Source organism: Pseudarthrobacter sp. lyk4-40-TYG-27 (assembly GCF_030209295.1).
Lineage (GTDB): Bacteria > Actinomycetota > Actinomycetes > Actinomycetales > Micrococcaceae > Arthrobacter.
On the sequence record NZ_JARVSH010000018.1, the window covers coordinates 22,768 to 33,631 of the forward strand.

12 protein-coding genes are annotated in these 10,864 nt (G+C 67.7%); 11 read left to right on the plus strand and 1 reads right to left on the minus strand.

The features are described from left to right. Window positions 1-136: 136 nt before the first annotated feature. From QRM96_RS20465 to QRM96_RS20485, 5 genes are all read left to right on the plus strand, one after another. Window positions 137-784 carry a hypothetical protein gene (locus QRM96_RS20465; protein ID WP_026265188.1) on the plus strand — a complete coding sequence of 216 codons (648 nt, stop codon included), beginning with the start codon at window positions 137-139 and terminating at the stop codon, window positions 782-784. Between the two features lie 40 nt (window positions 785-824). Beyond that, window positions 825-1,829: an aldo/keto reductase family protein gene (locus tag QRM96_RS20470; RefSeq protein WP_018763922.1), complete on the plus strand. Its 1,005-nt coding sequence runs from the start codon at window positions 825-827 to the stop codon at window positions 1,827-1,829. After that, a complete protein-coding gene (locus QRM96_RS20475; RefSeq protein WP_109864274.1) occupies window positions 1,830-2,690 on the plus strand; it encodes an SDR family oxidoreductase in 861 nt (286 codons plus the stop codon). Window positions 2,691-2,798: 108 nt separating this feature from the next. Beyond that, entirely contained in the window at window positions 2,799-3,911 is a 1,113-nt protein-coding gene (locus QRM96_RS20480; RefSeq protein ID WP_285320789.1) for a sulfite oxidase, read from the plus strand. A gap of 35 nt (window positions 3,912-3,946) precedes the next feature. Further along, window positions 3,947-4,330 carry an RNA-binding S4 domain-containing protein gene (locus QRM96_RS20485; protein WP_018763919.1) on the plus strand — a complete coding sequence of 128 codons (384 nt, stop codon included), beginning with the start codon at window positions 3,947-3,949 and terminating at the stop codon, window positions 4,328-4,330. 16 nt (window positions 4,331-4,346) lie between these two features. On the opposite strand, the gene QRM96_RS20490 is transcribed toward QRM96_RS20485, so the two are convergent. Then, window positions 4,347-4,853 (minus strand): hypothetical protein, encoded by a 507-nt coding sequence (locus tag QRM96_RS20490; protein WP_285320790.1) that lies wholly within the window; start codon window positions 4,851-4,853, stop codon window positions 4,347-4,349. Window positions 4,854-4,941: 88 nt separating this feature from the next. Here QRM96_RS20490 and QRM96_RS20495 point away from each other — a divergent pair, with 88 nt between their 5' ends. From QRM96_RS20495 to QRM96_RS20520, 6 genes are all read left to right on the plus strand, one after another. Continuing rightward, window positions 4,942-5,823, plus strand: coding sequence for a cytochrome c oxidase assembly protein (locus QRM96_RS20495; protein WP_285320791.1), 882 nt, complete (start codon window positions 4,942-4,944; stop codon window positions 5,821-5,823). A gap of 102 nt (window positions 5,824-5,925) precedes the next feature. Next, window positions 5,926-6,543 (plus strand): uracil-DNA glycosylase family protein, encoded by a 618-nt coding sequence (locus QRM96_RS20500; RefSeq protein ID WP_018763916.1) that lies wholly within the window; start codon window positions 5,926-5,928, stop codon window positions 6,541-6,543. A 246-nt stretch (window positions 6,544-6,789) separates the two neighbouring features. Continuing rightward, window positions 6,790-7,425 carry a DedA family protein gene (locus QRM96_RS20505; protein WP_018763915.1) on the plus strand — a complete coding sequence of 212 codons (636 nt, stop codon included), beginning with the start codon at window positions 6,790-6,792 and terminating at the stop codon, window positions 7,423-7,425. A gap of 42 nt (window positions 7,426-7,467) precedes the next feature. Further along, window positions 7,468-8,175, plus strand: a complete 708-nt coding sequence (locus QRM96_RS20510; protein WP_285320792.1) for a FadR/GntR family transcriptional regulator — start codon at window positions 7,468-7,470, stop codon at window positions 8,173-8,175. 30 nt (window positions 8,176-8,205) lie between these two features. Further along, window positions 8,206-9,282, plus strand: coding sequence for an asparaginase (locus tag QRM96_RS20515; RefSeq protein ID WP_285320793.1), 1,077 nt, complete (start codon window positions 8,206-8,208; stop codon window positions 9,280-9,282). Between the two features lie 7 nt (window positions 9,283-9,289). Further along, window positions 9,290-10,705: an aspartate ammonia-lyase gene (locus QRM96_RS20520; RefSeq protein ID WP_018763912.1), complete on the plus strand. Its 1,416-nt coding sequence runs from the start codon at window positions 9,290-9,292 to the stop codon at window positions 10,703-10,705. Window positions 10,706-10,864: the final 159 nt, after the last annotated feature.

Genomic DNA, 10,864 nt, shown 5'->3' on the forward strand with positions numbered 1-10,864 from the left:
GCTTCGCTACAACCCTGTCCACGCCACCGCGCCCGGCGGCATGGCACGCCAAAAATCCGTATGGTTGAGAAGGAGCTTGCCCCTGGCGCTGTGCGCCGGCAGCGGGCCCGGGATGTTGGTGGAAAGGAGTGATGACGTGGAGCAACCGGACACTCTGGTCCTCAACCTGACCTTCTTCGGCACCATGGGCGTAGCCCTCCTGATGTTCCTGGTCCTCTTCCTCCTCGGGGTGCTTACCTTGGTCCTTGCCGGCGTGGGCCGGCTGGCGGGCATCGTGGTGATGGCCCTGTTCGGAAAGGGCCCCCGGAAGGGCAGTGCGCTGTTAATGGCGGCACGGAGCGAAAGCCCGGAGGGCCGCCCATCCTGGCGGGAACGTGCAGCCGCCGTGAAGCCGGCACGGCTCAGGGAGTCGCTGCGCACCGTCGTCGTACGCCACCCCAAACTTGCCGCGGCCCGGGCCGAGCCGCCTGTCCTGGCCGAAGACTGGGCCTCAGCCGTAGCCGAAGCCGACAAACGCGCCGAGGCCAGGGCACGGGCCGCCGCGCCCGAAATCAAGCTCTCGGTGCGGGACCTTCCGGACCCGGCGGCGCCCGCCGACAAGGTTGCCCAGGTAGCCCCACTGGTGGAATCCGCCCTGCACAACCACCGGCCGCCGCACGAACTGCCGAGGTCCTTCAAGAAGCCCGTGCCGCCGCATCCGGTGCCGCCGCTGGACACCGGGTCCCTCGTTTCGCTCGCAGGCCCGAAGCAGGTCCTCAAGGGCAAAGCGCCGGAGAACCGCTAAGCCCTTACCCTGAGCAACCAACTGGGTTAGCGTGAAACCCATGGAATTCAGATACCTCGGAAACAGTGGCTTCAAAGTCTCGGAAATCACGTTCGGCAACTGGCTGACGCACGGCTCGCAGGTGGAAAACGACGTTGCCACCCAATGCGTGCGGGCAGCCCTCGACGCCGGCATCAGCACTTTCGACACCGCGGATGTCTATGCAAACACCGCAGCGGAAACCGTCCTGGGCGAGGCCTTGAAGGACGAGCGGCGCGAGTCCCTGGAAATCTTCACCAAGGTCTTCGGCCCCACCGGCCCCAAGGGCAAGAACGACTTGGGGCTCTCCCGCAAACACATCATGGAATCCATCAACGGGTCCCTGCGCCGGCTGCAGACGGACTACGTGGACCTCTACCAGGCCCACCGCTACGACTTCGAGACGCCGCTGGAAGAGACCATGCAGGCGTTCGCGGACATCGTGCGGCAAGGCAAGGCGCTCTACATCGGCGTCAGCGAGTGGACCGCCGACCAGCTCCGTGAAGGGCACCGGCTGTCCAAGGAACTCGGCTTCCAGCTCATCTCCAACCAGCCCCAGTACTCCATGCTGTGGCGGGTCATCGAAGCGGAAGTGGTCCCGGCGTCGGAAGAGCTGGGGGTATCCCAGATCGTCTGGTCGCCCATGGCCCAGGGCGTCCTCAGCGGCAAGTACCTTCCCGGCCGGCCGGCCCCGGAAGGCAGCCGCGCCACCGATGAAAAGGGCGGCGCCAAGATGATTGAGCGGTGGATGCGCGACGACGTCCTGGCCGGCGTGCAGGACCTGAAGCCGATTGCCGCCGAAGCCGGCCTGACCATGCCGCAGCTCGCCGTTGCGTGGGTCCTCCAGAACCCGAACGTGGCGTCCGCCATCGTGGGTGCGTCCCGGCCGGAACAGATCGCGGACACCGTTGCGGCGGCAGGGGTGAGGCTGGATGCCGAGGTCCTCAAGAAGATTGACGACGCCATCGGCGGCCTGGCCGAACGCGACCCGGCCCAGACCAAGTCGCCTGCCACCCGGGAAGCCTGAATGGCCGCCCCGGCCGATCTTCCCGAGCTGGCGGTCACCGGATCCACCGGAGGCCTGGGCGGCATGCTGGCGCGGCAACTTGCCACGTCCGGCTTCGCGCAGCGGCTGTTGGTGCGCGACCCGGCCCGGGCGCCGGAACTGGCAGGGGCCTCCGCCGTGGTGTGTTCCTACGGCGACGGTGCGGCGTCCCGGCAGGCCCTGGATGGAGTGAAGCTCCTGTTCATGGTCTCCGCTGCCGAGGCCGAGGACCGGCTGCAGCAGCATTATGCGTTCGTGGACGCAGCCGCCGACGCGGGAGTCCAGCATGTGGTGTACACGTCCTTCTACGGCGCCGCGCCGGATGCCACGTTCACCCTGGCCCGGGACCATTACGCCACGGAGGAGCGGATCAAGGCCTCCGGTATGGACTTCACGTTCCTGCGGGACAACTTCTACCTGGACTTCCTGCCGCTCATGGCCGGAGAGGACGGCGTGATCCGCGGGCCCGCCGGTGACGGCGTGTTTTCCGGGGTGGCACGGGAGGATGTGGCCCGCTCCGCCCACGCAGTGCTCCGCGACCCGGCGATCCACAAGGGAATGACCTACAACCTGACCGGGCCGGAAGAACTGACCATGGCGCAGGCCGCCCGGGTGCTGAGCGACGGAACCGGACGGACCGTCAGCTACCACCCGGAGACAGTGGAGGAAGCCTACGCCTCCCGGGCGTCCTACGGCGCTCCGCAATGGCAGCTGGACGCATGGGTGAGTACGTACACGGCCATGGCGGCCGGCGAAATGGCAGGGCTTTCACCTGACGTGCACGGCTTGACCGGCCAGGACCCCATCAGCCTGGCCGAGTTCCTGACGCGGCCCGTCCTGTAGCGCTCCGCTCCCCGGTCCGTGGGCTGTTGACGGACCGGGGATCCCGGCGTAGACCAGTGCCTAGGCGCCGCCACCCCGGCGGAGCACGGCCCACAGAATCCCGGCGCCATGACACAGACCAGAGAACACAGCCAGCCACCGGCCGCGGAAGCCCCGCCGGTATCCGCGGGCCCGTCGGAGGGTCCCCTTACTCCCGAGGAATTGCAGCTCTCCGCCCGCAACCATTCAATGCCGCTGGAAGCGCTCCGCCGCGACCTCACGCCTCCCGGGCTGCACTACGTACTCACGCATTTCGATATCCCGGACATCCAGGCCACGTCCTGGCACCTGCGGATCCGGGGTGCGGTGGAACGGGCCCTGGAGCTGAACCTCGCAGCCCTCCGCAGGGCCCCGGCCATCACCGTCCCGGTCACCCTTGAGTGCGCGGGCAACGGCAGGTCGCTGCTGGAGCCGCGGCCCCTCAGCCAGCCGTGGGTGCTGGAAGCGGTGGGCACGGCGCAATGGACCGGTGTTCCGCTGGCCTATCTCCTGGATAAGGCGGGAATACTGCCCGGCGCCCTGGAAGTGGTCTTCACCGGCGCGGACGCGGGTGTTCAAGGCGGCGTCCCGCACCACTTCGCACGCAGCCTTCCGGTCCGCGAAGCCCTGCGTCCCGACGTCGTCCTTGCCTACGCCATGAACGGCGCCGAACTGCCGCCGCAGCATGGGTACCCGCTGCGGCTGGTGGTTCCGGGCTGGTACGGGATGGCCAGCGTCAAGTGGCTGGAGTCGATCGAAGTGGCCAGGGAGCCGCTCACCGGGTTCCAGCAGCAGTCCGCCTACCGGTACCAGGCCACCGCGGACGACGCCGGCAGGCCGGTGTCGAGGATCAGGGTACGTTCGCTGATGGTTCCGCCGGGTATCCCGGACTTCTTCACCCGCCGGCGGTTTGTCCGCCCAGGCCCGGTCATGTTGCAGGGCCGCGCCTGGTCGGGGGAAGGTGCCGTGGCCGGCGTCGAGGTGGCCGTCGATGGCACGTGGCTGCCTGCCCGTTTGGACAAGCCCGCGGGCGGCTACGCGTGGCGGGGGTGGAGCATGACGTGGGAGGCCGCACCCGGTGAGCATGTCCTGGCCTGCCGCGCCAGCGACACCACCGGTGCCACCCAGCCGCTGGAGCAGAACTGGAACTACCAGGGGATGGGCAACAACGTGGTGCAGCGGGTCACGGTCACGGTGGAGTGAAGCCGGCGGGCCCGGGGCTATACTCGGTGCCAATCATGACCAGCCTCCCTTCCTCCCCCGCCAGCGTCCGAATCGATGCGTGGTTGTGGGCCGTCCGCGCCTACAAGACACGGTCGGCCGCCACTGCCGCCTGCCGCGCCGGGCACGTCCGCCTCAACGGCAGTCCCGCCAAGGCTTCCGCGACGCTGGTCACGGGAGACACGGTGACGGTGCGCATGTCCGGGTACGAGCGCATCCTTGAGGTCCGGCGGCTGATCGCCAAGCGGGTGGGAGCCGAGGCCGCCTCCCACTGCTTTACGGACCACACTCCCCCACGGCCCGTCCTGCCGGCACTGGGACTCCCGCAGCGCGACCGGGGCGCCGGGCGGCCCACCAAGAAGGACCGCCGGGAGATGGAGCGCCTCAAGGGGCCGGCCTGACCTGCCTGCCCCTGGGTCAGCTTTTGGTGCGGGCCCGCACCAGGTTCGCATACGGCAGTTTCCCGTATTCCTCGACAAAGCCCGTGTGGTAATCCGCCTCGGCCTGGTTGAGGGTTTCGGCGGCCATTTCCTTCCAGGCAACCAGCAGCGCGCCCGCATCCCTGAGTTGCCAGATGAGCCGGCCGTCCCAGTGGCCCGGCGGCTTTCCGTGTCCGAAGTCCAGGAACTCCTGGATCTGCCGCCTCAGCCCGCGGTTGCCCTTGCTGCCCGGACCGGCTTTGCCGAGGTACAGGACGGCTGCGGTGTCCAGCCAGGCCGCTCGAAGGTCCCGCTCCGTCAGGGAGGGATCTTTCTTCTTGAAGACACCGGCGGTGCTCTTTGTCAGGAATTCCGGCTGGAACGTGTCGGGCGCCATCACGGCGAAAATACCCGTTCCCCGCGGGACCCGCATGACGTCAAGATCCTTCAGGGGCCGGAAGCCCAAGAAGCCGTCGTCTTTCAGGCCCTTCCTGGTGAACTGCATCCTCACATTGAACAGCATCCCGGCAGTGCAGCCCCGGTTTCCGGTAAACGCCCATCCTCCTCCCAGGAAGACTGGCTACCATTGCCGCGTGCCACCCCTTGAGATCCTTGTTTCCTCCTGGCGCCTGGACTGGGCCGCCACGGCTTTCGTCGTTGCGGCCGGAGTCCTCTACGGGTGGGGGATGCGTTCAGCCGGACGGAAAGGCCACCGGTGGCCGGCCTGGCGCGCGGTGGCGTTCTACGTCCTGGGCCTTGGTACTTTCGTCATCCTGACCTGCGGTTTCACCGGCGTGTACGGCCCGCAGCAACGGTGGGCCTTCACCCTGAAGATTTCGCTGCTGCTCTTTGTGGTCCCACTGCTCATCGGCCTGGGCAAGCCGCTGACGCTGGCGCGTGCGGCGTTGCCGGACCACGGAATTAGGGTCTTCGACGCCGTGCTCTCCAGCCGTCCGGTGCGGTTCGTCAGCAATTCATTCGGCGCACCCCTGCTGGGGCTGGCGCTCTTCTCCACTTTCCTCACGCCCGCCTTCTACACGCTGCGGACCAGCCCCGCGGCCGACGCACTGCTCACGCTCGGCGTCCCCCTGCTGGGCATGCTCATGGCACTGCCCATCATCGAAGAATCCAACTTCCAACGGTCCAGCGCCTACCTGACCCTGGAATTCATGTTCGTGTTCATTGAGCTGCTCATCGACGCCGTGCCCGGCATCCTCCTCAGCCTCAACGGCCAGGTCCTCGACCATGCACTGACCGTCCCGGATCCCCAGTGGTGGTTCCGGGACGCCCTCCAGGACCAGCAGTTCGCAGGGAATCTGCTCTGGTTCATCTGCGAGGTGGTAGACCTGCCGCTGATCATCCTTATGTTCATCCGCTTCTCGCGCAGCGACAAGCGGGAAGCCGTGGCTTTCGATGAACTGACCGACGAGCAGCTCGATGCGCTCTACAACCAGCACCTGCGGGGCCGCCATTAGGCTGGCCCCGGCCAAAAATCAAGTGTGCCCACCGCTCGCCGCGGAAGCGTAGAGTGACAGAGGACGCCTGATTCTGGACGCCTCGCTGCAAAGGGAGAAATCGTGACAATTGATTGGGACGAAAAAAAGGCCCTGCTACAGGAACCGAACATCGCGAAGGTGACCCAACTTTGCGAAGAACTGATGGAAAAGAAGCCCGGTTCCACCGTCCCCTACATCGACCCCGTGCATGACGAAGACGAGTGCAGAATCATCAGCCTCCAGGCCAGCCCGGGCAAGGGCACCGAATCCGGGTTCGTCTCGCTCTACAACGACGACGAGGCAGCCCGCCGCGCCACCCAGATCTACGAACTCGCCGAACTGGATCCGCAGTACGTCATGCCGTGGAACGCCTACCCCTGGATCCGCGACAGCGGCAGCCCGTCGGCGCTGAGCGTCCAGGAGAAAACCGACGGCCTGCGTCCCTTCCGCCAGTTCCTCAAGATCAATTCCCGGGTCTCTGCCGTCATCGCGCACGGCACGGACGCCTCGACGTTCCTGACTCTCTTTGAGAAGACCTACCACTCGTCGCTGAAGAACAGCGGCATCAAAATCTACAAGGCCTCCGCCCTCGGCGGCAGGGCCTTTGCTGTTTCAGAGGCCAAGCAGGAAGAACTCCTGGCCAAGAGCGTGGAAACCTACCGTGATGCCATGCAGCGGGCGGGCATCCAGCACCTCTAGGGTTGAATCAGCGCCGCCCACCGGCTTTCCGCCGGCAGCGATGAGCAGGGCTGGCGGGACCAAACTGTCAGGGAATTTCCAGGCGCGAAGGCGCATACTCGTACGTACCTGACCGCCGGCCAAAGAAGGCTCTACCGTGACGTCCGCCCCCACCCGCCCGACCGGCGCTGCGCCCGCGGCACGTACCGCGTCCCCCGTTCGCCGGTGCGGTGTTCAGCCCGGCGATGCGGGCCTGGGGTTGCTGCCATGACGGGGTTCATCGACGGCCTCATGAACGTCAGCCCCCTGGTGGCGTACATCGCGGTGTTCTGCCTCGTCTTTGCCGAGGACGCATTGTTCATCGGCTTCGTCATCCCGGGAGAAACCGCGGCCGTCCTGGGCGGAGTGGTGGCCAGCCGGGGCGAAGTCCAGCTGGGGGCGATGATGGCCCTGGTGGTCGCCGCCGCAATTGTGGGCGACAGCGTGGGATACGAGGTGGGCAAGCACCTGGGGAGCCGCATCCTGAAGACCAGGGCGCTGGCCCGGCACTCCGGAAAGCTGCAGAACGCCCAGGACCTGCTGCGCCGGCGGGGCGGCTCCGCCGTCTTCCTAGGGCGCTTCACCGCCTTCTTCCGGGCGGTCATGCCCGCCCTGGCCGGAACTTCGCGGATGCCGTACGGCCGCTTCCTTGCCTACAACGCGGCAGGCGGCGTGGTGTGGGGCATCGGCTTCGTCCTCCTGGGCTTCCTGGCCGGCAACTCCTATGAAGCCGTGGCCCAGGCAGCCGGCCGGGACATCGCCGTCGTCATCGCCGCGGTGGCGGTGGCCGCGCTTGTTGCCTGGCACTTCCGCTCACGGCGACGGCGGCAACACCACCGCGCCGCGGAGCAACGGCAGGACTAGGGAGGGCTTGACAGTGACTGTGACGGGTGCCATATTTAAGGCGTGAACCTGTCAGACAGCCGGACAGCAGGACAGCCTGCTTACCGTCCCCTTGCCCGGCTGAGCGCTGCCGAGGCGGTGTTCAACGCCCTCCGCGCGGACATCGAGTCCGGCACCCTTCCGGTGGGCAGCAAGCTCAGCTCGGAGGCCACACTGTCCCAGCAATACGGGGTCAGCCGCTCGGTCATCCGGGAAGCGCTCCGCTCCTGCACCGCCCTGGGCCTGACGGTTACCCGGACCGGCAAAGGCACGTTCGTCATTGCCGGCAAGGTGGCCAACGACCTGACCCTGGGGCAGTACTCGGCGCGGGACCTGACCGAGGCCCGCCCGCACATCGAGATCCCCGCCGCCGGACTGGCCGCACAGCGGCGCACCCCTGAAGAACTGGATACCCTTCGCGACATCGTGGCGGCCATGGCCACGGAAACCGACCCCGAGTCCTGGGTGGCCCTGGACTCCTCCTTCCATGCCGCCATTGCCCGCGCCAGCGGCAACAAGGTCTTCGCCAGCGTGGTGACGGACATCCGTGATGCGCTGGCCCACCAGTCCGAAACGCTGAACATGGTGGCCGACCGCCAGCACGCCTCCGACGTGGAACACCAGCAGATCCTGGCCGCCATCGAGGCAGGCTCCGCGGACAAGGCCCGCGCCGCCATGGCCAACCACCTGGAAGCCGTGGGCGCCGCCCTGGACTCCATCCTCAACAATTAGACACATCCAACCAACCTTTCCAAGGACGCCATGCCATCCCCCGTGTTTTCCGCTGCCCGCACCGCTGCCCTGGGTGAGGCGGCCCTGCCGCACCACACCCCGCTGGTGGCCGCCGTCCGTGACGGCCTCGTGGAGAGCGTGCACTACGGCTCGGCAATCGCCCTCGCGGCTGACGGGTCCGTGGCGGCAACCGCCGGTGATCCCCAGGCCCCCTTCTACCCGAGGTCCGCGCTCAAGCCGCTCCAGGCCGTCGCCATGGTCCGGGCCGGCCTGGACCTTCCGGCCGACCTCCTGGCCCTCGCCGCCGCAAGCCACTCGGGCTCCGCGGCGCACCGCGGCGGCACCCGGCGCATCCTCGATCTGCACGGGCTGGCCGCCACCGACCTTGAGAACAGCTCCGACCTCCCCTATGGCACCGCCGAACGTGAGGACTGGCTGCGCACCGGCGGCGGCCCCACGCAGACCACCCAGAACTGTTCCGGAAAGCACGCCGCCATGGCCGCGACCTGCGTGATCAACGGCTGGCCCGTCCGGGGCTACCTGGATCCCTCCCACCCGCTGCAGCAGCTCGTGGCGCGGACCGTCACCGAGCTGACGGGAGAGTCACCCGCTGCCCTGAGCACCGACGGCTGCGGCACCCCGTTGTTCGCCCTCACCCTGGGCGGCATGGCCCGCGCGTTCGGCCGGATCGCCCGGGCGGCGTCCCTTGCAGCCACGCACGACGACGGCGGGCCCGGTTCCGGAAGCGCGGAAGCCGCCGTCGGGCTGGCCATGCAGCAGCACCCCGACATGGTTGCCGGTGAAGGCCGGGACGTCACCGACCTGATGCGGCTGCTCCCGGGGGCCGTGGCCAAGGACGGCTTCGAAGGCGTCCAGCTGGTGGGCCTGGCCAACGGCGGTGCAGCAGCCGTCAAGATTTCCGACGGCGGCGACCGCGCCCGGATGCCCGCCACCGTCCGCCTGCTGGATGCGCTGGGCGTGGACATCGAACCGTTCGCCGGTATCGCCACCGCCCCCGTCCTGGGCGGCGGCCACCAAGTGGGGCAGTTGCTGGCCACCGATTTCCTGGATACCACCCCGTCCACGCCCGACAACGATGCCCTGTGAGGACCCCATGACCATCATCGACACCGCCGCCGACGTCCGTTCCGAGCACGACCTGCTCGGCGACCGCGACGTACCGGCGAACGCCTACTGGGGCGTGCACACGCTCCGGGCCGTAGAGAATTTCCCCATCACCGGCCAAAAACTGTCCTCCAACATGCACCTGGTCCGCGGGCTCGCCGCCGTCAAGCTCGCGGCCGCACGGACCAACCGTGAACTCGGACTGCTGGACGCCGACCGCGCCGATGCCATCGAGCAGGCATGCCAGGACGTCATGGCCGGCCGGCTTGCCGACCAGTTCGTGGTGGACGTGGTCCAGGGCGGTGCCGGGACGTCGTCGAACATGAACGCCAACGAGGTCATCGCCAACCGTGCCCTGGAAATCCTCGGCCACCCCAAGGGCGACTACGCCAGGCTGCACCCGAACGACCACGTCAACCTCAGCCAGTCCACCAACGACGTGTACCCCACGGCCGTGAAGCTGGGCACCATCTTTGCCGCCCGCGAGCTGCTGGCCGCACTCGAAGAACTCGAGGACGCCTGCGCCGCCAAGGCCATGGAGTTCCGCACCGTGGTCAAGATGGGCCGCACGCAGTTGCAGGACGCAGTCCCCATGACCTTGGGCCAGGAGTTCGGCAGCTACGCCGTCACCATCGGCGAGGACCGGCTCCGCCTGGCGGAGGCCGAACTGCTGATTCATGAGATCAACCTCGGCGCCACCGCCATCGGCACCGGCCTGAACGCCCCGGCGGGTTACGCCGACGCGGCCTGCCGGCACCTGGCGGAGATCACCGGCCTGCCGCTGGTCACCGCCGTCGACCTGATTGAAGCCACCCAGGACGTGGGGGCCTTCGTGCACCTCTCCGGCGTGCTCAAGCGTGTTGCGGTCAAACTGTCCAAGATCTGCAACGACCTGCGCCTGCTCTCGTCAGGACCCCGCGCCGGCTTCGGCGAGATCAACCTTCCCGCCGTCCAGTCCGGCTCCTCGATCATGCCCGGCAAGATCAATCCGGTCATCCCCGAAGTGGTCTCCCAGGTGGCCTATGAGGTCATCGGCAACGACGTCACCATCACCATGGCCGCCGAAGCCGGGCAGCTTCAGCTCAACGCCTTCGAACCGATCATCGTCCACAGCCTCCACAAGAGCATCTCCCACCTGGAAGCCGCCTGCCGCACCCTCACGGCCCGCTGCATCAGAGGGATCACCGCCAATACCGAACACCTGCGCCGTACCGTGGAGCAGTCAATCGGGCTGGTCACCGCATTGAATCCCCACCTCGGCTACGCCACCGCCACCGCCATCGCGCAGGAAGCACTTGCCACCGGCAAGGGCGTGGCTGAACTGGTCCTCGAGCACGGGCTCCTCACCGATGCCCAGCTCCAGGACCTCCTCAGCCCCGAACGCCTGGCAAACCTCAGCAAGTAGTCCGCCTCCGCCCCCCTGGCCCCGCAAGCCCGGCCAGGGAACCAGGCGGCCGTGGGCCCCCCACATCCCCGAAGGACACTCCCATGACAAATTCCCCCCTTCCAGACCATGTAATTGATGGTGGTCACGCGCATGCGTCCGAGACTTCCCTGCATGCGG

What these genes read in the sequence shown, in the direction of transcription:
- QRM96_RS20470 (WP_018763922.1), top strand. Translation starts at nt 825, where the DNA reads ATGGAATTCAGATACCTCGGAAACAGTGGCTTCAAAGTCTCGGAAATC.
- QRM96_RS20475 (WP_109864274.1), top strand. Translation starts at nt 1,830, where the DNA reads ATGGCCGCCCCGGCCGATCTTCCCGAGCTGGCGGTCACCGGATCCACC.
- QRM96_RS20480 (WP_285320789.1), top strand. Translation starts at nt 2,799, where the DNA reads ATGACACAGACCAGAGAACACAGCCAGCCACCGGCCGCGGAAGCCCCG.
- QRM96_RS20485 (WP_018763919.1), top strand. Translation starts at nt 3,947, where the DNA reads ATGACCAGCCTCCCTTCCTCCCCCGCCAGCGTCCGAATCGATGCGTGG.
- QRM96_RS20490 (WP_285320790.1), bottom strand. Translation starts at nt 4,853, where the DNA reads ATGCAGTTCACCAGGAAGGGCCTGAAAGACGACGGCTTCTTGGGCTTC.
- QRM96_RS20505 (WP_018763915.1), top strand. Translation starts at nt 6,790, where the DNA reads ATGACGGGGTTCATCGACGGCCTCATGAACGTCAGCCCCCTGGTGGCG.
- QRM96_RS20515 (WP_285320793.1), top strand. Translation starts at nt 8,206, where the DNA reads ATGCCATCCCCCGTGTTTTCCGCTGCCCGCACCGCTGCCCTGGGTGAG.
- QRM96_RS20520 (WP_018763912.1), top strand. Translation starts at nt 9,290, where the DNA reads ATGACCATCATCGACACCGCCGCCGACGTCCGTTCCGAGCACGACCTG.